The organism is Paraliobacillus sp. X-1268, from assembly GCF_003426095.1.
Lineage (GTDB): Bacteria > Bacillota > Bacilli > Bacillales > Amphibacillaceae > Paraliobacillus_A > Paraliobacillus_A zengyii.
The window spans coordinates 1-25668 of the sequence record NZ_QJSK01000006.1 but is presented as its reverse complement, the minus strand read 5'-3'; the positions used below and the strand labels follow the sequence as shown (position 1 = coordinate 25668).

The following is a 25668-nucleotide window of genomic DNA, read 5'->3' as shown; positions in this document are numbered from 1 at the left end:
CTGCGCGCGAAACAAAATTGTTTCTCGCGTTTTCCTATATTTCTAGAGAAATAGAGAAAGGGGGTAGGCTATGTTTTCGAATATATATCGTCAAGAAATGTGTGAAGCATTAGCAAGTGAATCATATGATGTATTTGTTATTGGTGGAGGGATCACTGGAGCAGGTATTGCTTTAGACGCTACGTCGAGAGGCATGAGAACAGCTCTAGTCGATATGCAAGATTTCGCTGAAGGGACATCAAGTCGATCGACAAAACTAATTCACGGTGGTCTCCGGTATGTGGAACATAGTGAAGCAAAAGTAGTCACTGAAGTTGGGAAAGAAAGAACAATTGTCTACGAGAACGGTCCCCATCTTACAAAACCAGAAACAATGTTATTACCACTCTACCAAAAAAGTAAACTTACACCAATAAAAGCAAGATTAGCACTACAATTATATGATTTCTTAGCTGGAGTAAAAAAACAAGAGCGTCATCAAATGCTTTCCAAAAAACAAACACTAGAAAAAGAGCCACTATTACAACGTGCACATTTAAGAGGTGCTGGCTATTATGTTGAGTATAAAACAGATGATGCTCGTTTAACAATTGAGGTAGTCAAAAAGGCAGTCGAGTTAGGCACAAAAGCAATGAACTATATCAAAGTGTCTAACTTGCTTTATGATGAAACAGGTAAAGCAAACGGAGTAGAATTAGAAGATCAAATTACAGGAGAAACGTACCAAGTATTCGCAAAAAAAATTGTGAATGCAACGGGTCCATGGGTTGATACAATTAGAGAAATGGATAATTCCAAACAAGAAAAATCGTTGCATTTAACAAAGGGTGTTCACCTCGTATTTGATCAAAAAGATTTCCCATTACAACAAGCAATTTACTTTGATCATAAAGATGGCAAAATGATATTCGCTATACCACGTGACGAAAAAACATATGTTGGAACAACCGATACTGTTTATAAGGGAGATATTTTTAACCCGACTGTAGATGAGGCTGATCGTACGTATTTATTGGAAGCAATTCATCACATCTTTCCCACATTACAAGTAGATGAAATGAAAATAGAATCTAGTTGGGCTGGTTTACGACCGCTAATTGCTAAAGATGGCAAAGATCCTAGTTCAATATCACGAAAAGATGAAATATTTGTTTCGCCATCAGGACTTATATCCATTGCTGGTGGTAAATTAATAGCTTATCGTAAGATGGCTGAAAATGTAGTAGATGAAATTGTAAAGCAATTCAAACAAGAAATTGGCATCTTATACTCCAAATCTGATACAAAACGGATTCCAATCTCTGGTGGAGATGTTAATGGTTCAAAAGGTTTTACACTTTTTAAACAAGAACAATTGATAGAGATAAAAGATATAGAAATAGATAAAAAAACAAAGATAAAGTATATCGATCGTTATGGTTCAAATGTAGTGAAAATTTGGGAGTATTATCGTAATTTTAAAGCAGAAGCTCTTAGGTATGGTGTTGATCCTATCGTTTTCTCTGAACTTGTTTATAGTCTTCAAGAAGAATGCATATACAAACCACAAGACTTTTTCATTCGACGAACGGGTGCCTTGCTGTTTGATATAACTACTGTTAAACGAAATGCACGCGGTGTGTTGGATTATTTACAAAGTGAACTTTACTGGAATTCAGAAGAAAGAGCCTACTATCACCGCGAGCTAATGCAAGGAATTAAAGAAATGACCAATCATACGAACAAATAACCACTATTTTGTTAAAAACTTGATATTTGTCAAGTTTTTTTAGGTAAAAAAACAAATTAAACAATGTTTCCTCATTTAATGCAATAAGAAAATGTGATATACTTCACTCGGGTAACAAAAATTTTCATAGAAGCTTTGTTGTTTTTGTGTAATTTTGGGGGAGACATATGACTATAACAGAAGATACAGATACGCAATATAAAACAAAAGATAATGTCATCCCATTTATTCCTGAAGGTGATTTTTATTTCTCAAAAGGTGTAGATGCCTTTTATAAACGAAAATTTGACATTGCATTAAAATGGCTCAAAAAAGCGACAGAGGCAGATCCAGAAGAAGCATTATACCCTTGTCAAATATCAATTATATATACTGAAATTGGCTCTTATCATACGGCTAATCAAATATTAACAGGCATCATTAAGGAACATGGAGATGACTATCTCGAATGTTATTATCTAATTGCTAATAATTATGCGCATTTAGGTTTATTAAAAGATGCAAAAAAATATGCGGATTTATATTTAGAAAAAGACCCAGCTGGTGAATTTAAAGAAGAAACAGAGCAATTATTAACTGTTTTAGATATTGGTGCTGACGAAGATGATGATTGGTTGGAAGAAGAAGATGAACTATTGGTTTATCAAGAAACTGCATTTTATCATTTGGAAAGACAAGAATGGGAACTTGCAATGCCACTATTAAAAGAAATGATGGCACTGTTTCCAGACCATCAAACTGCTAAACATGAATACTGTTATGCACTCTTTTATTCGGGAGATCAGGAAGAAGCAATACGGATAGAGGAAAAGTGGTTAGAAAAAGATCCACAGTCTATTTTTGTACGAACTAATTTAATCTTATTTTATTATGAACGACAAGAAGTTGAAAAAGTTGACCGATTACAAGGTACCCTTATGAATGTTTATCCGATTCATGAAGAACAAAAATTACGAATAGCTACTACTCTTGCACAAATAAAGTATTATCAATATGCATACCAACGATTTATTCGCTTAGCAAAATCAAAAGTAAAAGGACATATGAGGTATTACAAATACTTCAGTATTACAGCATATCAAGTTGGAGATAGAATTCAATCTGAGCGCATTTGGAATGAGGGATGTAAGCAACATCCTCTTCTAAAATCAGAACCACTTCCATGGGAAATAGAACAATAGAATAGAAGTATTTCTCATTTAATTAATATTGAGCAGAATAATAGACGCGCACTAATTTATATACGATAATGGGTATAATAATCGTTACGATTTGCAAAAGAAAGGATGAATAATATGTCTGAAGAACGTATTTACGATGTTATCATTGCTGGTGCTGGACCTGCTGGTATGACAGCTGCTTTATATACATCCCGAGCTAATTTGGATACCTTAATGTTAGAGCGTGGTATTCCAGGTGGACAAATGGCTAACACAGAGGACGTTGAGAATTACCCTGGTTATGATAGTATTCTAGGACCAGACTTATCTAATAAAATGTTTGAGCACTCAAAAAATTTCGGTGCTACTTATGCATATGGAGATATTAAAGAAATAATAGATGGTAAAGAATATAAAACAATTATTGCTGGTAAGAAAGAATACAAAGCTCGTGCTATTATTCTTTCAACTGGTGCACAATTTAAAAAATTAGGTGTTCCAGGAGAAGAAGAATTAGGAGGACGTGGTGTTTCTTATTGTGCAGTTTGTGATGGGGCATTCTTTAAAGAAAAAGATTTAATCGTCGTTGGTGGCGGAGATTCGGCCGTAGAAGAAGGTATCTATTTAACACGCTTTGCTCGTAAAGTTACGATTGTACATCGTCGTGACACGTTGCGTGCTCAAAAAATCATTCAGGATCGCGCATTTAATAACAATAAAATTGATTTTATTTGGGATACTATTGTTAAAAACATTAATGGAAAAGACGGTAAAGTTAGTAGTCTAACCCTATTGGATAAAAAGACAGGATCAGAATACGAGCATGACGCCCATGGAACATTTATCTATATAGGTATGAATCCATTAAATGAACCATTTAAAGAACTTGGAATTATAAATGAAGAAGGTTACGTAACAACAAATGAAAAAATGGAAACAGCTATCCCTGGTATTTATGCGGCTGGAGATATTCGTGATAAAGAACTACGTCAGATTGTTACAGCAACAGGCGATGGAAGTATTGCAGCACAAGCAGCACAAGCATATGTGGAAGATTTAATGGAATCATTAGAGACCATTAAATAGATCCGTCATAAAAAGATAATATAAAGTCATTGCATTTTAACTCTCCTGTAATACGGATGCAATAAAGTTTGGTTATACTATAAGTAACTAATTAACCCCCTTTTTTAATATAGTTTGCACAGGCGATATTGCCTGTGTATTTTTTTTGCCATCAAACGAAAAGTGAATTTTAAATTAGATAGGGGATCGGAGATATAGTATAATAGTATATATTGCTATAGAAAGAGTGAATTGATTTGCAACGGATAACAAACTGTATATTAAGGCATAATGATCATATTTTATTATTAAAAAAACCGAGCCATGGCTGGTATGCAATGCCTGGCGGTAAGATGGAACTAAAAGAATCAATAAAAGATTCAGTTGTAAGAGAATATCGTGAAGAAACAGGTCTAATATTACAAACTCCTCAGCTGCGAGGTGTTTTCTCAATGATTAAAAGCAATGAGGGAGCGGTCATAAGTGAATGGATGATGTTTACGTTTATTTGTGATCATTATGAAGGACACTTGGTTGACTTTTGTGATGAAGGAGAATTAGAATGGGTGCCAATTAATAAAGTATTAGAAAAGCCGATGGCACCAAGTGATAAATATATACATCAGCAGTTATTAAATCATTCTCAGCTTGTATATGGAAGTTTTGAGTATACAAAAGACTACAAAGTGTTGAAGTATAACTTAGACTAATGATCTTTAAGAGGATGTTCAAAAAGTCACTAAATGATAAGCGGCGCATCTCTTCGTTGGCTTGTTCTTCCGGTCCTCATGTAGGGAAAACCTACACTTCGGTCCTCAGAAGCTTCGCCGCCTCGACCTGCTTGCTTCTAATTTACCGACTTTTTGAACACACACTTTAAACAGGGAGAGATGGATGATGGCCAAAGAGCAAGAAACAAAGTTAGTCATTATTACAGGCATGTCTGGAGCTGGTAAAACAGTTGCTGTCCAAAGCTTTGAAGACTTAGGCTACTATTGTGTGGATAATTTACCCCCAGCATTACTTCCTAAATTTTTAGAATTAATGAAGGATGCGAGTAACAACATTCATAAAGTTGCATTAGTAATGGATCTAAGAGGGCGAGAGTTTTTTGATACATTATTTGAAGCGTTGGATAATTTGGGTAAAGCAGATTGGCTAGAAGAGCATATTTTATTTTTAGATGCACAAGAAAAGATGCTCGTATCTAGATATAAAGAAACAAGACGATCTCATCCACTTGCACCTGATGGATTACCACTGGATGGTATTAAACAGGAACGTATGATGCTGGATGAATTAAGGGGAAGAGCGCAATACTTCATTGACACGACAAACTTAAAGCCAAAAGAGTTGCGCGATAAAATTGTTAGTAAATATGGTGAAGACGAGCAAAAGATATTTGCTGTTCATGCGGTCTCTTTTGGATTTAAATATGGGCTTCCAATTGATGCCGATTTAGTATTCGACGTACGTTTTTTACCTAATCCACATTACGTAGAAAATATGCGACCTTTAACTGGATTGAATAAAGAAGTAGCTTCCTATGTATTTAAATGGTCCGATACACAGAAATTTATAGAAAAAATAGTTGATTTACTTACATTCATGTTGCCTCAATATAAGAAAGAAGGGAAGAGTCAGCTTGTAATTGCAATTGGCTGTACTGGTGGTCAACATCGCTCTGTTGCACTTGCTGAGTTTTTAAAAAGTCATTTTGCATCACAATATGTGACACATGTGAGTCATCGAGATATTGACAAGAGAAAGGGACATTAATATATGATGGATAGGAAGCAAAATGTAGTAGTGATAGGTGGTGGAACAGGAATGCCTGTGCTATTACGTGGATTAAAAGAGTATCCGATTGATTTATCAGCAATTGTAACAGTTGCTGATGATGGAGGAAGTTCTGGAAGATTACGAACGGAAATGTCAATGCCTGCTCCTGGAGATATTCGAAATGTCATTGCTGCTTTATCAGAAGTAGAACCTATGTTATTACAGCTGTTTCAACATCGTTTTGTGAATGGCAATGGATTATCTGGACATTCAATGGGGAATTTATTATTAGCTGCAATGACATCTGTTACAGGAGACTTTTATGATGGGATTAAGGAAATATCCCGCGTCTTGAATGTAAAAGGTAATATATATCCGATCGCTAATCAAAATATGTTTTTGCATGCCGAAATGGAAGACGGTGAAATTATAGCAGGTGAATCAAATATTCCGCTTGCTGGAAAAGTAATTAAACGTGTATTTTTAAAGCCGGAGATCGTATTGCCATTACCAGAAGCGATTGTTGCTATTAAAGAAGCAGATTTAGTAGTGATTGCACCTGGAAGTTTGTATACGAGTACAATGCCGAATTTAATTGTACCGGAAATTGGTGATGCGTTAAGAGATGCTAGAGGTAAAGTAGTATATGTTTGTAATGTTATGACACAAGAAGGAGAAACAACAGGATATACGGCTGCTGATCATGTCAAAGCAATTACACAGCATGTAGGAGAAGGTTGTATTCATTCTGTACTCGTCCATAACAAACCAATTGATGAAAGTTTGCAAAAAAAATATGCAAAAGAGAATGCCGAACCAGTCATCTATGATACGGATCGCCTAATTGAAATGGGTTTAGAAATTATTGAAGCTGATATCATTGATTATACTAAAAAAATGTTACGTCATGATACTGGAAAAGTGGCGAAAATTTTAAGTAACTTAGTAGGATAATGGAGAAGTAAGACAGGAAGGTGAAAAAATGTCTTTTGCATCTGAAATTAAAAAGGAATTAACACAAATTGATAATAAAACGTGTTGTATAGAATCAGAACTTGCTGCCTTAATAAGAATGAACGGTGCAATTTCTTTCTCTCGACATGAATATGTATTGGATGTACAAACGGAAAACGCTGCAATAGCCCGTCGCATCTATACCCTAATAAAATCTTTATATAACTATCCAATAAAGTTACTTGTACGAAAGAAAATGAAATTAAAGAAAAATAACGTATATATCGTTCGCATGACAGAAGGGGCACAAGAGATATTATCGGAATTAGATATTCTAGATGGTCCATTTTCCCTTGTACGAAATATTTCTACTAAATATCTTAAAAAGAAATGTTGTAAACGTGCTTATTTAAGGGGCGCCTTTTTAGCAGGAGGATCGGTTAATAATCCTGAGACATCTTCTTATCATTTAGAAATATCAAATGCTTATCAAGAGCATAATGATTCTTTATGTGAATTAATGAATTCTTTTAATCTTCACGCCCGTATTTTAGAAAGAAGAAATGGATATATTTCATACATTAAAGAGGCAGAAAAAATTACAGAGTTTTTAAATTACACGGGTGCACATAATGCATTATTTAAATTTGAAGATGTTCGAATTATGCGTGATATGAGAAATTCCGTTAATCGTCTAGTAAATTGTGAAACAGCTAATTTGAATAAAACAATTGGTGCAGCGTTTCGTCAAGTAGAAAATATTAAATTCATAGAACGAACAGCCGGATTAGAATCTTTACCAGACAAACTTCAAGAAATTGCACAATTACGGGTTCAAAACGCAGACTTATCTTTAAAAGAACTAGGGGAATTAGTATCTGGTGGTAAGATTAGTAAATCAGGTATTAACCATCGACTCAAGAAAATTGATGAGTTTGCAGAACACTTGCGTTCGAATCAACAACAAATGTAATAAAGTAATGTAGACCCACATCGATAGTTACTAATTATAAAGACGTGCTTCTTTATATATTAGTAAATCGATGTTTTTTATCTTTGAATAATATTATTGTTTATGCATGCGCTTACATGTATAATAGTTAAGAAGATAACATACATTTTATTATAGCACATTGAAATGATAACGCTTTCTCTATTTAGTTAATTTTGAGAGGAGATAAAATGATGGAAAGTAAAACGTTAGTGGTGGCAGTAGAACCTGGGTTACAAGCAAGGCCAGCCTCGGAATTTGTTCAAAAAGCAAATAATTTTGCCTCTGAAATATTTTTGGAAAAAGGTAGTAGACGAGTAAACGCAAAAAGTATTATGGGATTGTTAAGCTTAGCAATAGCTAGTGGTGAAACGATAACATTATCTGGTGAAGGTGCAGATTCAGAAGTTGCTATTGAAACATTAGCAACATATTTAAGTAACGCAACTAACGTAGTAGAGCACTAATATAATGTATAGGAATAAAAAGAACGGAGCAAATTTAAATTTGCTCCGTTCTTTAATTATTAATTATTCAGTTGGTTTCTTTTCCATTACTTGGTCAATTAAACCATATTCTTTTGCTTTATGTGCACTCATAAAGTTATCACGATCTGTATCTTTCTCAATAACTTCAATTGGTTGACCTGTAGTATCAGCAATAATTTGATTTAGTTTAGCACGCATTTCAATAATACGATTAGCATGGATCTGAATGTCGGATGCTTGCCCTTGTGTACCACCAAGCGGTTGGTGAATCATTACTTCACTATTTGGCAGTGCATAACGTTTACCAGGCGCTCCAGCAGTTAGTAAGAATGCACCCATAGATGCTGCCATACCAACACAGATTGTTGAAACATCTGATTTAATAAATTGCATTGTATCATAAATTGCCATTCCAGCTGTAATGGAACCACCTGGTGAGTTGATGTAGATAGAGATATCTTTACCAGGACTCTCAGCTTCTAAGAATAAAAGCTGTGCAACAATGCTGTTAGCAACATTATCATCAATGCCACTACCTAACATAATAATACGATCTTTAAGTAAGCGAGAATAGATGTCATATGCACGTTCTCCGCGGTTTGTTTGTTCAATAACTGTTGGTATTAAATTCATTGTAAAATTTCCTCCTTATAATGCTTCATTCTTCTATTAGTGAATTAACTTCCTATGTATATAGTAACTAAATGGTCAATAAAGGTCAAACAAAACACATTCTATTTTAACTTTATTTTTAGGATACACCTAACTGTATCCTACCCATTCGGTTGGCAATATAAACCTTATTATTTATTATAACAGAGAGTACTTATTTTTTGTGGATGTAGCTATTTAAAATATATATGTTTCTTTTTTGTTTAAATGATCATAAAGTGTATTGTTATTTAAGATATAAAAGAAGTGATATGATTGTAATTGAATTACTTTCTATCATCCGTTATAATAGTGCTTGTCCACATTTTCAGAATTTATCCTGCGCTCGTAGCTCAGGGGATAGAGCATTGGTTTCCGGTACCAAGGGTCGGGGGTTCAAATCCCTCCGAGCGCACTTATGTAAACACAGTGATAGCAAGGATTCCGCTAGTCAGGGATCCTTGCTATTTTTTATTATGATCAGTAAATTTTAGTGAAACTACTACATTATTTAAATAGTATTCCGATTAATATAGTATAATCTATTAAAAGATAAAGTTACTAATAAAGGGGAAGATCCATCATGATAGCACAATCTATTAAAGTAATACTTATTGCTAGTGTATGTCTACTATTTCCTACAGTGATAAGTGCTGAAGAAGGCTCGGAAAAAGTTATCATTCTATTTAAAGAGGATATAAATGAAAGTGTAATAGAAAGTGCTGAGGGTGAGATTAATAGAGAAATGGAAAGTGTTCCAGCAGTTGCTGCTACGGTTCCAACTGATGAAATGGAAGAACTAGAGAATAATCCAGATGTCATTGCAGTGGAAAAGGATATTACTTTTGATGTAACAGACCAGACAGTTGATTGGGGAATAGAGCGTGTAGGCTCTCCAAAAGCTATGGTAAAGAATCTCAATGGAGAAGGAGTTAAGGTTGCTATATTAGACACAGGGATTTCTGTGCATGAGGACTTAACGATTGCAGGTGGAATATCTTTTACAAGTTATACAGAATCATATGCTGATGACAATGGTCATGGGACATTTGTTGCTGGAATTATAGGTGCAAAAAACAATAGTATCGGTACAGTTGGGGTTGCACCCGAATCGAGTATATATGCAGTAAAGGTTGCTAATAAAGCGGGAGATGCTTATTTATCTGATATATTAGCAGCTATTGATTGGTCAATTGAAAATCAAATGGATATTATTAATATAAGTTTAGGAGCTACTACGGATTCGGTTATCTTAGAAGAATCTGTAAACAATGCTTATCAAAATAATATTCTTGTTGTTGCTTCAGCTGGCAATGATGGTTTAGGTGATGTTTCTAGTGATGTGGTAACCTACCCTGCTAAATATGATTCTGTAATTGCTGTTGCCGCAACAGATAAAAATGATCAAGGAGCTAGTTTTTCAGCAACTGGTCCTCAAATTGAAATCGCAGCACCAGGTGTTAATATTATGAGTACAAGTTTAAATAATGCTTATGGACTTATGGATGGAACATCTGCTGCTGCACCATTTGTTACTGGAAACTTAGCATTACTTAAACAACAAAATAAAACGTTAAATGCAAAACAATTACGTGCTAAGCTTCAAGAAAATGTTGTGGATTTAGGTGATAAAGGAAGAGACAACATATTTGGATATGGATTGACACAATCACCTTATGAACAAGATGGATTACAAGAAGTCCTTTCAGGGATAACATTAAAAAGTCCTACTCATGTGTATGATAGTTATGGTAATCAGTTAAAAACGTATAACCAAGGTAAACCGGTGATATATAAGTCTTTTTCAGGTGATTGGTATGAAGCTATTGTATATATAAATGGAAAGTCTACAACAGGTTATTTTAAAACAAATGATGTTGAAAATACCGATACTGACCCTATTTCATTAAAAGGTGTAGGATTGGAAAATAAAACCAATGTTTATACATTAGCTTCCACAGGTTCGAAAGTGTTAAAGTCTTATGCCCAAGGAAAAACATTATTGTATAAAACATTCTCTAGTGACTGGTATCAAGCAACGGTATATGTAAATGGAAGAGCAACTAATGGTTATATAAATAAAGCAGATGTTGAAGAAGGAACAACTAATCCAGAATCGCTTAAAGGGATAGGATTAAAAAATAAAACGAATGTTTATACATTAGCTTCCACAGGCTCGAAAGTTTTAAAATCTTATGCCCAAGGAACAACACTTCTGTATGAAACATTTTCTAGTGACTGGTATCAAGCACTGGTATATGTAAATGGAAAAGCAACTAATGGCTATATAAATAAAGCAGATGTTGAAGAAGGAACAACTAATCCGGAATCACTTCAAGGGATAGGATTAAAAAATAAAACGAATGTTTATACATTAGCTTCCACAGGCTCGAAAGTTTTAAAATCTTATGCCCAAGGAACAACACTTCTGTATAAAACATTTTCTAGTGACTGGTATCAAGCACTGGTATATATAAATGGAAAAGCAACTAGTGGCTATATAAATAAAACTGATGTTGAAGTAATAACAGATAGTCCAGAAGCTCTTAAGGGAACTGGTTTAAAAAATAGAACCAACGTTTATGCGTTAGCATCTGAAGGTTCCAAAGTTTTGAAGTCTTATGCCCAAGGTAGTACATTACTGTATAATACGCATACTACTAATTGGTACCAAGCAATTGTATATTTGAATGGAAAGGCTACTACCGGATATATAAATGACTCTGATGTTCAAACAAATTGATTTTAAAATGTACCTTTAAAGGATTCCAGTAAAAAGGGATCCTTTTTATTATATATTACGTATCTTTTTCTTTACATGTGTTAAAATTCTAGGCAAGCAAAGTTGTATGATAAGACGAATAACTACTATAATTACTAGACATAAGTCTATAAAATAACATTAAAGAATAGATTTCATATAATGGCAATGAGGATTTTATAAATCTTTTATTGGAAGGTGAGGTCGTGAATAAGAAAGAGCAAGAAGCTATCTGTCTATTATTATCAAAACACACAGCAAAAAGCTATTTTTATTACAGTAATTTATCAGACAAAAGGTTGTTAAAGGCGCTACAGGGATTTAAAGGACAGATGGTCAATAATAGTGCAGGTGAGGTGAATGAAGGTGATGAAGAATAAAAAAGTAGGCGTTATCGTAAAAGTGTTACACTCTTGATAACGCCTACTACTAAGTTGTTCATTTACTCTTAATTTTTTAGAAAATCAGGTTTCTCGAAGCTTGGATTAGGATATTTGTAAAAGCCTTCTCCAGTTGCAGTGCCCAGTTTTCCTTTATCAATATATGAAGTTTTTAATAACTGAGCCAACTTTTTAAACTGTGGATCACCAGTTGCTTCGGCTTTAGCATTTACAATGTTATAAGACGTAGTGATTCCTACAACATCTAAAATTGCAAATGGGCCTTTCGGTGCACCTGTTGCTATCATCCATGTTTTATCGATTGTTTCTACGTCAGCCACTTCGTTCGATAATAATAATTCTGCAGCGTCAAGTAGGGGAACTAATAAAGAGTTCAAGATGTATCCCGGTTGCTCTTTATGTAACGGTAGAGCAACCATCCCTATAGCTTTTGCGAAAGCAATCACTTCATCAAACACAGCTTGATCTGTTCCAGGATGTTTCATGATTTCTGCCGTATTGTTTGTCCAAATTTCATTAGCAAAGTGTAAAGCTAAAAATTTCTCTGGTCTACCTGTTGCTTCCGCAAATTGACTAGGTAATAGTGTAGAGGAATTAGTTGCGAAAATTGTTTTTTTAGGAGCCAGTGCACCTAACTCGTTGTAAAATTCAGTTTTAATTTTAACTACTTCAGGTATGGCTTCTATTACAAGATCTGCCTCAGCTACTGCAGTTGATAAATCTGAGCTGAAAGAGATACGATTATAAGCAGTGTTGAGTTCTTCCTCTGTAGCTTGTAAATCTTCTTGATAACGCACTTTTAATTTATTGATTCTTTCTTTTGCCTGTTCTAAAGCCTCATCATTAATGTCGTAAATAAATACATTAAATCCTTTGAAAGCAGTCTGATAGGCAATTTGACTTCCTAAAACCCCACTACCAGCTACTGTAATATTTTTATAATTCATAAACTAAGTCTCCTTTTTCAAAAAGTAAGTATGTTATATAGTATTACATAAATAGTACTAAATATGGAGTAATCTGCTTGTTATTGGAAAAGGTAGATTAAGCTGCTACGGAAAATCATTTGAGAAGCGGGGTGGGATATTGTGTTGTGTAGCAGTTTATAGAAATCCAGTCATAAAGAACACTTTTTAAAAAACAGCCAATATAAATGAATGCATTACATAGAATAAACCTTTATACTGTTCATTAATGAGTAAAAAGTATTTGGAGGCTAATAATGAATAATAACGATGTATTAATGAGACTAAGATATGCGCTCGATATAAAAGATACTAACATGGTGGAGATTTTTGATTTAGGTGGTTTCCAAACGTCTAAAGAAGATATCCAAAAAATGTTGACGAAACAAAACAGCGATAGTAATAACGATCAATCCAGTGAATTTCTGGAGAATGAATACCTTCAGAAGTGTGAAGATTATATGTTGGAATCATTTTTAAACGGCCTTATTACCTATAAAAGAGGAAAACAAGATGGCAAACAAGAGGAACCGTCAAAACACGAATTAGATGATAGAACGGTTAACAATATTTTGTTGAAAAAGGTTAAAATTGCACTTTCTCTAACAAGTGAAGATATGCTTGATATATTAGAAGAAGCAGGCGTAAATATATCAAAAAGTGAATTGAGTGCAGTCTTACGAAAAGAAGGACATCGAAATTACAAAGCGTGTGGCGATAGATATGCTAGAAACTTCTTGAAAGGACTTGCATTAAGATATCGCTCATAAGGGCTCTTATCAAAAAATTGGTAGTGATAATTCGTTCATTTATCCACAAAATAACATGTGGAGGTGATTGTGATGGGCAAAAAGAATAATGAAAAAAAGGGCGTTAGTGATGAGCAGGCGATTAGAGGAACAATGCCTACAGAATTCGATCATGAGTTTGCTAATGAACCACTAACATCGAATGAAAAGCTAAATAATAAAAAAACAAAAAAACGTCAATAACAGATCAGAAAGCATTCTTCTTTATAGAGGAATGCTTTTTTCGTAAAGTCATTTCATAATAGCGAAATAAAACAAGCGAATATAATATGTTTAAGATGAACTTCTACTATTATGTAAAGCACATCGTTTAAATTTATTGAGATGCAAAACCGAGGTAATACACTCCCCTTGAAATGCAAACGTGTCACTTACTTAAAATTAATATTTAATAGGTAATCAATAGCTTCTTTTGCAGAAAGCTACCGCTATAAATAATAGAAGTACCTTTCGTTAAATATGTAATGTTAACTTTTGGCTATTTGATCTAAATAAAAAAGTATATTATAAATGATTCATTATGCTTGAGAGGAGACTATATACCAAATGCAAATTGATAAACTTACTATCCATAACGAGTTAATAGTTAAATTACGCCAACAAGAACAAACCATTGCTCAATTGGTTACAATTGTAGCTTCAACAAATCGCAGGTTAGAAGAAATGGAGCGTAAATTAAATAATTTTGACCATTTAAAAACGTCTTCATGCTAACGGTCTTGTGCGTCATGCATTGATTTTAAATTACTTGTTTTTATTTTAAGTATTATCGTTTATAATAATGTAGTTACAAAGTAAAGTTTATGTAAATTTAGTTCAGTTGAATAACTAAGATGGAGGTGTGTGAATGAAATACATGTATTGGGTATTAATTTCACTACTTATTTTTTGGGAAACAAATGCGTTGCAGGATATTTATGCTTTTTCGGTTATATGGCAGTACACTACAAATATTTTACTTGTAGGATACTTCGCTTACCTATTAAATATTTCGATACCATACAGAAAAGCGTCACAATTATTAAGATTACAATAATAAATTAGGAAACTTCTTTCTATAAACACGCACATAGATCATATATGTGTGTTTTTTTATGTAGTATAAAGGTGACATAATCTATAACAATAAAGGGTACGGTAATATATAGCAAGAAATGATAGAATAGTTAGTAAGGAGGGATGAAAATGACAATTGGTCAATCAAAAACAAGAAAAGTCGTTATTATTGGTACAGGATTTGTAGGGGCAAGTTATGCATATGCATTATTAAATCAAGGTATCGTTAATGAACTAGTCCTAATCGATTTAAATATGGAAAGAGCTGAAGGCGAAGCCCGTGATTTAAACCACGGTATGCCGTTCGGTTCACCGATGAAAATTCGTGCAGGAAATTATGCAGAATGTAAAAACGCAGATATGGTTGTTATCACAGCCGGTGCAAACCAAGGACCAGGTGAAACACGCTTGGATCTAGCAACAAAAAATGCAAAGATTATGAAAGGCATTGTGACAAACATCATGGATAATGGATTTACAGGGATTATGTTAGTTGCTACAAATCCAGTAGATGTTTTAAGTCATGTAGCGCTGGAGGTATCTGGTTTACCAAAAGAAAGAGTTATCGGTTCAGGAACTATTTTAGATACTGCTCGTTTTCGCTATTTGTTAAGTGAGTATTATCAAGTGGATTCGAGAAATGTGCATGCCTATATTATGGGAGAACACGGTGATTCGGAATTACCAGTTTGGAGTCATGTGCAAATTGGAGGAGTGCCTCTGAAGAAATATGGTAACATTTCATCTATTGATGAAGATAAAGATATGCAAAAAATCTTTGAAAATGTTAGAGATGCAGCCTATCACATTATAGAAAGAAAAGGTGCTACCTATTATGGTATCGGTTTAGGGTTGGCTCGTTTAACAAAGGCAATGCTCTATAATGAGAATTCGATTGTAACAGTTTCTACATTATTCCAAGGTGAATATGGGATTAAAGATGTTTATCTTGGCGTCCCAGCAGTTGTAAATGAATATGGAGTCAGAGAAATGCTTGAGTTAGACTTAAATGATACAGAGTTAAAACAACTTCATGATTCGGCTGACATCCTAAAGGATATGACGAAAAAAGTTATGCCTAATTAGTATTAAGTTCCTCTTTGATAGAAGAGGAACTTTTCTTTACATTTTAAAGATCATAAAAATGGGGATGGTAAGGTGGAACAAAAATTAATACAATCGATTCAACAAAGCACAAAGATGACACACGCGTTATCACAATCGATTCAATTATTACAACTGAATGGATTGGAATTAATGGCGTACATAAACGAAGTGATGGAAGAGAATCCTTTAATCGATGAAATCGAGCCACCTTTTGATTACGTTGTAACCAATACCAACGTTTCACAACATATTAATGGTGATATCGATACTACAGAATCAAAAATAGAGTCAATGTATGATCAATTAAAACAACAAGTTGGTCTACTTAGGATAGATAAACAACTGCTTAAAGTAGTACTGTATGGAATAGACTGTTTAGATGATAATGGCTATTTAGCTATTACCTTAGAAGAATGGGCTGGAAAATATACTTCCTCGATAAAGATGGTTGAGAATGCTTTAACTATTATACAATCCTTAGATCCTAAAGGAGTAGGGGCACGCAATCTAAAAGAGTGTCTTGTCTTACAAGTGAAAGATGATAATTTAGACGGGACTATCTTAGTTGATCTGATAACAGATCATTTGAAGTGGATTGCACAGCAGGAGCTTGAATTAATTGCAGATACGTATGAGATAGATAGAAAGACAGCAGAACGTTTGATAGAAAAGGTTAAAAGGTGCAACCCGAAACCAGCTCAACTATTAAATCAAGAACCAGTTGTAAATATTGTTCCTGATGCGGAAATTAAGAAAGAAAAGAACGAGTGGAAAATTATAATAAATAAATGGAATTCACCGAAGATTCATTTGAACGGCATGTATAGGGATTTTAAAGATACTGATAAAGAAACAGACACTTTTTTACGTGACAAACACCAACAAGTAAAATGGCTTCTTCATACACTCGATTACCGTAAGCTTCAAATGGAGCAAGTACTACAATTATTATTAGTTGAACAGTTTTCGTTCTTCGAGAATGGCCCATTTTCGATGAAGCCCTTAAAATTAAAAGATATAGCAACGCAATTAAATGTAAATATTTCTACAGTAAGTCGGATGTTTAAAAATAAATATGTACAAACTCCATACGGAACCTTTCCTTTCCACTTTTTTTTGCAAACAGGATTAGTTAATAAAGAAGGCGATGTATCCTCTGCTTATACAATTAAACAACTACTAAGAACTATGATTAATGAAGAAGATAAAAAAAAGCCATTAGCAGACGAAACAATTCGACAAATTCTTGCTGAAAATCATAATATTAAAATTTCTCGTCGAACAATTGCGAAGTATCGGACTTCAATGAAAATCCTAGCATCAATTGAAAGGAAAAATAGATGAATAAATTTCACGAAAGAGAGATAAATTAGTTGAGTAAAGAAAACATATCTGCTACAATAATGGTTGTAAAGGAATTTTTTTGCTGTATGCGGGACGCGATATGGCTAGCAGGGACATTTTTATCCCTAACCATATCAGAAAAGGAGTTAAATCATGAGAGCATTACTTGATCTTCAAAAGAAATTATTTCCTGATTTACTCGATGTTATGCAGCGAAGATATAAAATTCTACATTATATTCAATTGATGGAGCCGATTGGGCGTCGCAGTTTGGCTGAGCATATTGAAATGAAAGAAAGAGTTGTACGAAGTGAAATTGATTTTCTGAGCAAGCATGTTCTTATTGACGTAACACCAAAAGGTATGTGTATAACTAAAGTGGGTAAAGATGTGCTATATCAATTAGCAAACTTTATGAGTGAACTTTCAGGATTTAGTGTAATAGAACAGCAGATTAAGGATACATTACACTTAGACCATGTTATAATAACACCTGGTGATAGTGATGAACATGATTGGGTTAAGCAAGAGCTAAGCAAAGCAGCAGTCGATTACTTGCAATCGCTAATACAAGCGAATCAAACCATTGCTGTTACAGGTGGGACATCAATGGCTGCAGTAGCAGAAATGATGAGTCCATCTTCATACGCTAAAAACTGCATGTTTGTGCCAGCACGTGGTGGACTTGGTGAGAGAGTGGAAAACCAAGCTAATACAATTTGTGCAGAGATGGCTAAGAAGGCAAAAGGGGAATATCGATTGTTGTATGTGCCAGACCCATTGAGTGAGGAATCTTATCAATCGATCATTGAAGAGCCTTCTGTAAAAGAGATTTTGCGTGTTATTCGCCAAGCTGATGTCGTGATGCATGGCATAGGCGATGCTTTAACAATGGCGAAAAGACGTAAGGCTTCTGAAGATGTTTTACATAAGATTGAAGCGGGTAAAGCAGTAAGTGAGGCTTTTGGTTATTATTTAAATGATGTGGGTGAAGTTATCCATAAAGTGCGAACAGTTGGAATGCAATTAGAAGATTTGTCTAAAATAAATTGTGTAATAGCTGTTGCAGGAGGAAAATCAAAAGCAAAAGCAATTTATTCGTATTTTAAACAAGGAAAAAGTAATGTGTTAATTACGGATGAAGCTGCTGCAAATGAGTTGATAAAGGGTTTTTCCCTTTAAATATAATGAAACATACAAGGAGGAAACAAGAATGACAGTAAAAGTTGGTATTAATGGTTTTGGTCGTATTGGCCGTTTAGCATTTCGTCGTATGCAAGAAGTAGAAGGTATTGAAGTGGTGGCTATCAATGATTTAACAGATGTTGATATGTTAGCACATTTATTGAAATATGATACTACACAAGGACCTTTTAAAGGTGAAGTAACTGTAAAAGATGATCACTTCACTGTTAATGGTAAAGATGTTAAAATCCTTTCAAATCGTAACCCAGAAGAATTACCATGGGGAGATTTAGGTGTTGAAATCGTATTAGAATGTACAGGCTTCTTTGCTACTAAAGAAAAAGCTGAATTACATCTTAAAGGTGGAGCTAAGAAAGTTGTAATTTCTGCTCCAGGTGGTAATGACGTTCCAACTGTTGTATATAATGTAAACCACGATATTCTAAAAGGTGACGAAACAGTTATCTCAGCAGCTTCATGTACTACTAACTGTTTAGCTCCTTTAGCTAAAGTATTGAATGATGAATATGGCATTCACCAAGGTCTAATGACTACTATTCACGCTTATACTGGTGATCAAAATACATTAGATGCACCACATCCTAAAGCTGATTACCGTCGTGCACGTGCAGCAGCTGCTAATATTGTGCCAAACACAACTGGTGCTGCAAAAGCAATCGGCCTAGTTATTCCTGAATTACAAGGTAAATTAGACGGTGCTGCTCAACGTGTTCCTGTTACAACTGGTTCACTAACTGAGTTAACTGCAGTTCTAAACAAAAATGTTACTGTTGATGAAGTAAATGCAGCTATGAAAAAAGCAGCTAATGAATCATATGGTTACAATGAAGACATGATCGTTTCTTCTGATATTGTTGGAAGCACATTCGGTTCTATCTTTGATGCTACACAAACAAAAGTTATGGACATTGATGGTAAACAACTAGTGAAAACTGTTGCTTGGTATGACAACGAAATGTCTTATACTTCACAGTTAGTTCGTACACTAGAATACTTCGCAAAATTATAATTTTTAAAAGTTTAGCTCGAATCCTATTATCATTATGTAGGTCAGAAAGCGGGAAGCCATCGCGCTTCCCGCTTTCTATTTTTTAAAAAGTAATGAAGAGAAATCTTTCTAGAAATAAAATAGACCCAAACATTTGTATATTGACTTTAGCATTATACTGTTTGGTTTTGAAAAATGGAGGATTATAAAATGGTCAAAAAAATTGTCACTGACTTAGACGTTAAAGGCAAAAAAGTATTAGTACGTGCTGACTTTAATGTACCAATGAAAAATAATAATATTACGAATGATAATCGTATTGTCGAAGCATTACCGACAATAAAATACTTAGTTGAACAAGGCGCAAAAGTAATTGTCTTCTCTCACTTAGGTAAAGTAGCTGAAGAAGCAGATAAAGAAGGTAAATCATTAAAACCTGTTGCAAATCGTTTAGGCGAATTGTTAGGTAATGATGTAACATTTGTACCTGAAACACGTGGAGAAAAATTAGAAAAAGCTATTGATGCATTATCTGATGGCAATGTTTTAGTTTTTGAAAACACACGTTTTGAAGATATTGATGGTAAAAAAGAGAGTAAAAATGATCCTGAATTAGGCAAATATTGGGCTAGTTTAGGTGACATATTTGTCAATGATGCATTTGGTACAGCACATCGTACACACGCGTCTAACGTAGGAATTGCATCTAATCTTGAAACAGCTGCTGGATTCTTAATGGAGAAAGAAATCAAGTTTATTGGTGAAGCTGTTGATAATCCGGTCCGTCCTTTTGTAGCTATCCTAGGTGGTGCAAAAGTTAGTGATAAAATTGGTGTAATTGAAAACTTACTAACAAAAGCTGATAAAGTTCTTATTGGTGGTGGAATGGCTTATACATTCTTTAAAGCACAAGGAAAAGAAATTGGTAAATCATTATTAGAAGCAGATAAAGTTGATTTAGCAAAAGACTTACTAGAACGTGCAAACGGTAAAATTGTATTACCAGTAGATAACTTAGTTGCAGATGACTTTTCAAATGATGCTAATATCTCAGTAGCAGCATCAGGTGGAATTCCTCCAGAATTAGAAGGTTTAGATATTGGACCAAAAACAATCGAGTTATTTAAAAAAGAATTAGATGGTGCAAAAACGGTTGTTTGGAATGGACCTATGGGTGTGTTTGAACTTTCGAAATTCGCTGGTGGTACAATTGGTGTTTGTGAATCAATTGCAGCTTTAGAAGATGCTACGACAATTATTGGTGGAGGAGACTCAGCTGCTGCCGCAATGGACTTAGGTTATGCTGATAAGTTCTCGCATATCTCTACTGGTGGCGGAGCTTCATTAGAGTATCTTGAAGGAAAAGAATTACCAGGATTAGCATCAATTAACGATAAATAATTTTTATCTAATCTGGATTAAATGACAGAGAGGGAGCATATTATGCGCAAAAATGTAATCGCAGGTAACTGGAAAATGAATAAAGTAGCAGCTGAAGCAGAGAAATTTGTTGCTGATACGAAAGACAAAGTACCAAGTACAGATAAAGTTGAATCAGTTGTATGTGCACCTTTTCCTTATCTACAATCACTAGTTAAGCAAAGTGAAGGAACAGATTTGAAAATCGCTGCACAGAACATGCATTATGAAGAAAATGGTGCGTTCACAGGTGAAGTTAGCCCATCTATGCTTAAAGATATCGGCGTAACTTATGTTGTATTAGGCCACTCTGAACGTCGTGAACTTTTTGCAGAGACGGATGAAACTGTTAATCAAAAAGCGCATGCTGCTTTCAAACACGGTTTAACACCTATTGTTTGTGTAGGGGAAACGCTGGAACACCGTGAAAGTAACCAAACAATGGATGTCGTTTCTGATCAAGTGAAAAAAGGTTTAGCTGGACTTTCAGATGATCAAGTGAAATCGACAATTCTTGCTTATGAGCCAATTTGGGCTATTGGAACTGGTAAAACAGCTTCTTCTGAGCAAGCAAATGAAGTATGTACACACATTCGCAAGGTTGTAGCAGAAACATTCTCAACTGATGCAGCAGAAGCTGTTCGTATTCAGTATGGTGGTAGTGTTAAACCAGCAAATGTTGATGAGTTATTAGCACAATCTGATATTGATGGCGCATTAGTTGGAGGAGCTAGTTTAGAAGCGGATTCCTTCTTGCAATTAGTGGAGGCTGGTGCAAAATGAGTCAAGATAAATTAGCAGCTCTCATTATTCTTGACGGATATGGACTCCGTGATGAAGAAAAAGGGAATGCAGTAAAACAAGCAAAAACACCTAACTTTGATCGTTTTTACAATAAGTACCCACACAGTCAATTAATTGCTAGTGGAGAAGAAGTAGGTCTCCCTGCTGGTCAAATGGGTAACTCGGAAGTCGGGCACTTAAATATTGGTGCCGGTCGTGTTGTATATCAAAGTTTAACGCGGGTTAACTTATCGATTCGTGAAGGTGACTTCTTTGAAAACAAAGTGCTCGTAAAAGTAGTTGAACGTGCGAAAGCTGCAGACAAACCATTACATGTATTTGGTTTATTGTCGGATGGCGGAGTACACAGTCATATTGAACACTTATATGCGGTACTTGAACTTGCAGCTAAAAAAGGCGTTAAGAAAGTATTCGTACATGGATTCTTAGATGGACGTGATGTCGGTCAAAAATCCGCAAAACAATACATTCAAGCAGCTGAAGATAAAATGGCTGAAGTTGGTGTAGGTGAATTCGCGACTATTTCTGGTCGCTACTATTCAATGGATCGCGACAAGCGTTGGGACCGTGTGAAAAAATCATATGATGCAATGGTTTATGGCGATGGTCCTACGTATTCAAATGCATTAGAAGTTGTTGAAGATTCTTATGCAAATGAGATCTATGACGAGTTCGTTTTACCGTCAGTTATAACAGATGAGAATGGTAATGCTAAAGGAAAAATACAAGATGATGATTCTATTATCTTTTATAACTTCCGTCCAGACCGTGCAATTCAAATTTCTCGTACTTTTGCGAATGAAGACTTCCGAGATTTTGATCGTGGAGAGAAAGCACCAAAGAATGTACACTTTGTATGTTTAACAAACTTTAGTGAAACAGTTGATGGTTTTGTTGCATATGAACCTGTTAATTTAGATAATACTGTTGGTGAAGTTTTATCTCAAAATAACTTAAATCAATTACGTATTGCTGAAACAGAGAAATTTCCACACGTTACATTCTTTATGAGTGGTGGGCGTGAAAAAGAATTTCCTGGTGAAAAACGTATTCTTATTGATTCACCGAAAGTTGCTACATATGACCTTCAGCCAGAAATGAGTGCATATGAGGTAACGGATGCATTACTTAAAGAACTTGATGAAGGTAATCAAAATGCCATCATTTTAAACTTTGCAAATCCAGATATGGTTGGTCACTCAGGTATGCTAGAGCCAACAATTAAGGCGATTGAAACCGTTGATGAGTGTCTTGGTAAAATAGTTGATAAAATCATAGAAAAAGGTGGTCAAGCGATTATTACAGCTGACCATGGTAACTCAGATGAAGTTGTTTCAATGGACGGAACACCAATGACAGCTCACACTACTAATCCAGTACCTGTAATTGTTACGAAAGATGGTGTGGAGTTACGTGATGGTGGTATCCTTGGTGACTTGTCACCGACATTGTTAGATTTACTTCAGGTTGAAAAACCAAAAGAAATGACAGGTACTTCATTAATTAAAAAATAAAACGCTATAAGAAAAAGGAGAAAAAATTATGCCATTTATTACAGATGTTTATGCACGCGAAGTTTTAGATTCACGCGGTAACCCAACAGTTGAGGTAGAAATTTATACAGAATCAGGAGCATTTGGTTCTGCATTAGTACCAAGTGGTGCTTCTACTGGAGAACACGAAGCAGTAGAATTACGTGACGGAGACAAAGACCGTTATTTAGGTAAAGGTGTTTTAAAAGCAGTACAAAATGTAAATGAAGTACTTGCACCAGAACTACTTGGTTTAGATGTTACACGTCAAGTTGTGATTGATTCATTATTACTTGAACTTGATGGTACAGAAAACAAAGGTAAATTAGGAGCAAACGCTATTCTAGGTGTATCAATGGCTGTTGCACACGCTGCTGCTGACCACTTAGGTGTACCGCTTTACACTTACTTAGGTGGATTCAATGCGAAAACACTTCCTACACCAATGATGAACATTTTAAACGGTGGAGAACACGCTGATAATAACGTTGATATTCAAGAATTTATGATCATGCCAGTAGGAGCTCCAACTTTCCGTGAAGCACTACGTATGGGCGCAGAAATTTTCCATAACTTGAAGAAAGTATTAACTTCTAAAGGTTACAACACAAGTGTTGGTGATGAAGGTGGATTCGCTCCTAACCTTAAATCAAATGAAGAAGCACTTTCTACAATCATTGAAGCTATTGAAGCTGCTGGTTACAAGCCAGGAGAAGAAGTACAACTTGCAATGGACGTAGCATCTTCTGAGTTTTATGAAGATGGTAAGTATAACCTCAAAGGTGAAGGTGTTGTTCGTACTTCTAAAGAAATGGCTGACTGGTACGAAGAAATGGTTAACAAATACCCAATCATCTCTATTGAAGATGGTCTAGATGAAAACGACTGGGAAGGTCACAAAATGCTTCAAGAACGTATTGGTGACCGCGTTCAATTAGTAGGTGATGACTTATTTGTTACAAATACAGTTCGCCTTGCTAGAGGAATTGAAGAGGGAGTAGGAAACTCTATTCTTGTAAAAGTGAACCAAATTGGAACACTTACTGAAACGTTTGAAGCAATTGAAATGGCTAAACGTGCTGGTTATACAGCAGTTATCTCACACCGTTCTGGTGAAACAGAAGATGCTACTATTGCTGACATCGCTGTTGCAACAAACGCTGGTCAAATTAAAACTGGTGCACCGTCTCGTACAGACCGTGTAGCTAAATATAACCAACTTCTTCGCATTGAAGATGAATTAGTTGGAACAGCAATTTATGCTGGTAAAAAAGCTTTCTATAACCTTAACAACAACAAATAAGGAATAGTAAAGTGAAAACAAAAAGCTTGCCTTTCATTAGGCAAGCTTTTTGTTTGAATAAAAGTTAGATGACAATGTCCAAAAATTTAATTTAATAAAAAACTTTGGCAGCGTGAAACAGGCATTTAAGTCTTGGCATAATCGGAAGTCTCGCAATCAAAGTTGAGATAAAGTACGACTTAGTTACTTCCCCGCTACTCAAAAGAAATGGACTCGCTTTCCTGTGGGCACGACTTCAGCTAACTTGATAAAGAAGAACACTTTACCAAGTGGATCTTCAGCCCGTGCTGTTCCGACGGGAGTCTCACCCATTTCGCTTGATCCGCTGGTTTGTAATTACAAACGATGAATTAAACTGGATAGAAATAATAATTTACATGCTAGTTTTTAGCTAACAAATTTGATTAAGATCCGCTCATTTCTATGTACAGATTTTACTCTTTGTTAGTGATAGGAGATGGAAATTAGCATGTCAAGTAAAATTAATGACATCCTCGAAAATCAAATAACATTTTGATAACATTATCTTCGTATAATAGTGAGGTTATTTTCGTAATAGTTGTTGATTACAAGAAGCTTAGCCCTGGACGTTTCGTGCATTGTGTCGCTGTTGAGGCATTCCATGTCCTGCAGTCTACCTATATTTCTATCGCTAGTACAGATGCCTTCTTTTATGAACTAAAATTATAACTATGAAAGAAGGACAAGCTCTTTATCGTTACTATGTATTGCAAAGATGTTTATTTATATGAGAAAATAGCCTGTGGAAATGGAGTCATTTTCATATATTACGCTAACTTGCATTAAACGTACTGTATAATGCTCGAGTATAAAAATCAATTACATTTTAACTACAGACAAGCTCATCAATTGTTTATATACTACATTAAAGTTTTTCTTCAAACTAGCGCAGGAAGCAAATAGCTGAGGTTCGTGCCCCATAGCCGTCAAGCTAAGCACTACGGTTTAAAGAACTAGAAAAATACGATACCCTAACGGATAAGAAATAGTTATTTGGAGGGGATATCGATGTATTTCAAGAAAGAAATGGAGCCATTTATTCAAGGCATTCATCAAGTGTTATCAGTCTCTGAGGTGCGTCAATGGGCGCGTGAAATAGGCTTTGTTCAACGCCAAAATAAATTAAAGCCAG

At 34.9% G+C, this 25668-nt stretch carries 24 protein-coding genes and 1 tRNA gene; 23 read left to right on the top strand and 2 right to left on the bottom strand.

The annotated features are described in order from the left end of the window. Nucleotides 1-70 precede the first annotated feature (70 nt). The 8 genes from D2K62_RS09625 (at nucleotide 71) to D2K62_RS09590 (ending at nucleotide 8148) form a co-directional block, all read left to right on the top strand. Nucleotides 71-1729, top strand: a complete 1659-nt coding sequence (locus tag D2K62_RS09625) for a glycerol-3-phosphate dehydrogenase/oxidase (protein WP_112181835.1) — start codon at nucleotides 71-73, stop codon at nucleotides 1727-1729. Nucleotides 1730-1896: 167 nt separating this feature from the next. Further along, complete coding sequence (locus tag D2K62_RS09620; protein ID WP_117148936.1) at nucleotides 1897-2910, top strand: tetratricopeptide repeat protein; 1014 nt, start codon at nucleotides 1897-1899, stop codon at nucleotides 2908-2910. A 114-nt stretch (nucleotides 2911-3024) separates the two neighbouring features. Next, nucleotides 3025-3975 carry a thioredoxin-disulfide reductase gene (gene trxB / locus D2K62_RS09615; RefSeq protein ID WP_112181833.1) on the top strand — a complete coding sequence of 317 codons (951 nt, stop codon included), beginning with the start codon at nucleotides 3025-3027 and terminating at the stop codon, nucleotides 3973-3975. A gap of 236 nt (nucleotides 3976-4211) precedes the next feature. Further along, the gene (locus tag D2K62_RS09610) at nucleotides 4212-4664 is read left to right on the top strand and encodes an 8-oxo-dGTP diphosphatase (protein ID WP_112181832.1); all 453 of its coding nucleotides are present in this window, start codon (nucleotides 4212-4214) and stop codon (nucleotides 4662-4664) included. Between the two features lie 187 nt (nucleotides 4665-4851). Beyond that, nucleotides 4852-5733: an RNase adapter RapZ gene (rapZ, locus tag D2K62_RS09605; protein ID WP_112181831.1), complete on the top strand. Its 882-nt coding sequence runs from the start codon at nucleotides 4852-4854 to the stop codon at nucleotides 5731-5733. Nucleotides 5734-5736: 3 nt separating this feature from the next. After that, a complete protein-coding gene (locus D2K62_RS09600; protein ID WP_112181830.1) occupies nucleotides 5737-6690 on the top strand; it encodes a gluconeogenesis factor YvcK family protein in 954 nt (317 codons plus the stop codon). A 28-nt stretch (nucleotides 6691-6718) separates the two neighbouring features. After that, nucleotides 6719-7663: a DNA-binding protein WhiA gene (gene whiA / locus D2K62_RS09595; RefSeq protein ID WP_112181829.1), complete on the top strand. Its 945-nt coding sequence runs from the start codon at nucleotides 6719-6721 to the stop codon at nucleotides 7661-7663. Between the two features lie 212 nt (nucleotides 7664-7875). Beyond that, a complete protein-coding gene (locus tag D2K62_RS09590; protein WP_112181828.1) occupies nucleotides 7876-8148 on the top strand; it encodes an HPr family phosphocarrier protein in 273 nt (90 codons plus the stop codon). Between the two features lie 63 nt (nucleotides 8149-8211). Here the strand turns inward: D2K62_RS09590 and clpP are convergent, their stop codons facing one another. After that, complete coding sequence (clpP, locus tag D2K62_RS09585; protein WP_112181827.1) at nucleotides 8212-8802, bottom strand: ATP-dependent Clp endopeptidase proteolytic subunit ClpP; 591 nt, start codon at nucleotides 8800-8802, stop codon at nucleotides 8212-8214. A 360-nt stretch (nucleotides 8803-9162) separates the two neighbouring features. Between clpP and D2K62_RS09580 the strand changes: the two genes are divergently transcribed. The 3 genes from D2K62_RS09580 (at nucleotide 9163) to D2K62_RS18760 (ending at nucleotide 11961) form a co-directional block, all read left to right on the top strand. Further along, nucleotides 9163-9235 (top strand) — tRNA-Arg (locus D2K62_RS09580). 168 nt (nucleotides 9236-9403) lie between these two features. Then, nucleotides 9404-11563, top strand: a complete 2160-nt coding sequence (locus D2K62_RS09575) for a S8 family peptidase (protein ID WP_117161370.1) — start codon at nucleotides 9404-9406, stop codon at nucleotides 11561-11563. Between the two features lie 224 nt (nucleotides 11564-11787). After that, nucleotides 11788-11961: a hypothetical protein gene (locus D2K62_RS18760; RefSeq protein ID WP_157967326.1), complete on the top strand. Its 174-nt coding sequence runs from the start codon at nucleotides 11788-11790 to the stop codon at nucleotides 11959-11961. Between the two features lie 68 nt (nucleotides 11962-12029). Here the strand turns inward: D2K62_RS18760 and D2K62_RS09570 are convergent, their stop codons facing one another. After that, nucleotides 12030-12929, bottom strand: coding sequence for a 3-hydroxyacyl-CoA dehydrogenase (locus D2K62_RS09570; protein WP_117148934.1), 900 nt, complete (start codon nucleotides 12927-12929; stop codon nucleotides 12030-12032). A 275-nt stretch (nucleotides 12930-13204) separates the two neighbouring features. Here D2K62_RS09570 and D2K62_RS09565 point away from each other — a divergent pair, with 275 nt between their 5' ends. From D2K62_RS09565 to eno, 12 genes are all read left to right on the top strand, one after another. After that, nucleotides 13205-13717 carry a YehS family protein gene (locus tag D2K62_RS09565; protein ID WP_112181824.1) on the top strand — a complete coding sequence of 171 codons (513 nt, stop codon included), beginning with the start codon at nucleotides 13205-13207 and terminating at the stop codon, nucleotides 13715-13717. A 72-nt stretch (nucleotides 13718-13789) separates the two neighbouring features. Further along, on the top strand, nucleotides 13790-13939 hold the full coding sequence (gene sspO / locus D2K62_RS09560; protein ID WP_112181823.1) for a small acid-soluble spore protein O: 150 nt from the start codon (nucleotides 13790-13792) through the stop codon (nucleotides 13937-13939). Nucleotides 13940-14302: 363 nt separating this feature from the next. Beyond that, on the top strand, nucleotides 14303-14470 hold the full coding sequence (locus D2K62_RS18755) for a hypothetical protein (RefSeq protein WP_157967325.1): 168 nt from the start codon (nucleotides 14303-14305) through the stop codon (nucleotides 14468-14470). Between the two features lie 133 nt (nucleotides 14471-14603). Then, a complete protein-coding gene (locus tag D2K62_RS09555; protein ID WP_112181822.1) occupies nucleotides 14604-14792 on the top strand; it encodes a hypothetical protein in 189 nt (62 codons plus the stop codon). Nucleotides 14793-14941: 149 nt separating this feature from the next. After that, nucleotides 14942-15898 carry an L-lactate dehydrogenase gene (locus D2K62_RS09550; RefSeq protein WP_112181821.1) on the top strand — a complete coding sequence of 319 codons (957 nt, stop codon included), beginning with the start codon at nucleotides 14942-14944 and terminating at the stop codon, nucleotides 15896-15898. A 72-nt stretch (nucleotides 15899-15970) separates the two neighbouring features. Beyond that, a complete protein-coding gene (gene rpoN / locus D2K62_RS09545) occupies nucleotides 15971-17263 on the top strand; it encodes an RNA polymerase factor sigma-54 (RefSeq protein ID WP_112181820.1) in 1293 nt (430 codons plus the stop codon). Between the two features lie 153 nt (nucleotides 17264-17416). Beyond that, nucleotides 17417-18445, top strand: coding sequence for a sugar-binding transcriptional regulator (locus tag D2K62_RS09540; RefSeq protein ID WP_112181819.1), 1029 nt, complete (start codon nucleotides 17417-17419; stop codon nucleotides 18443-18445). Nucleotides 18446-18476: 31 nt separating this feature from the next. Then, nucleotides 18477-19478, top strand: a complete 1002-nt coding sequence (gene gap, locus D2K62_RS09535; RefSeq protein WP_112181818.1) for a type I glyceraldehyde-3-phosphate dehydrogenase — start codon at nucleotides 18477-18479, stop codon at nucleotides 19476-19478. Nucleotides 19479-19667: 189 nt separating this feature from the next. After that, the gene (locus D2K62_RS09530) at nucleotides 19668-20858 is read left to right on the top strand and encodes a phosphoglycerate kinase (protein ID WP_112181817.1); all 1191 of its coding nucleotides are present in this window, start codon (nucleotides 19668-19670) and stop codon (nucleotides 20856-20858) included. A gap of 42 nt (nucleotides 20859-20900) precedes the next feature. After that, nucleotides 20901-21659, top strand: a complete 759-nt coding sequence (gene tpiA, locus D2K62_RS09525) for a triose-phosphate isomerase (RefSeq protein WP_112181816.1) — start codon at nucleotides 20901-20903, stop codon at nucleotides 21657-21659. Then, complete coding sequence (gene gpmI, locus D2K62_RS09520; RefSeq protein ID WP_112181815.1) at nucleotides 21656-23194, top strand: 2,3-bisphosphoglycerate-independent phosphoglycerate mutase; 1539 nt, start codon at nucleotides 21656-21658, stop codon at nucleotides 23192-23194. The genes tpiA and gpmI overlap by 4 nt, the downstream gene beginning before the upstream one ends. A gap of 28 nt (nucleotides 23195-23222) precedes the next feature. Then, entirely contained in the window at nucleotides 23223-24515 is a 1293-nt protein-coding gene (gene eno / locus D2K62_RS09515; RefSeq protein WP_112181814.1) for a phosphopyruvate hydratase, read from the top strand. The last annotated feature ends 1153 nt before the right edge of the window (nucleotides 24516-25668 follow it).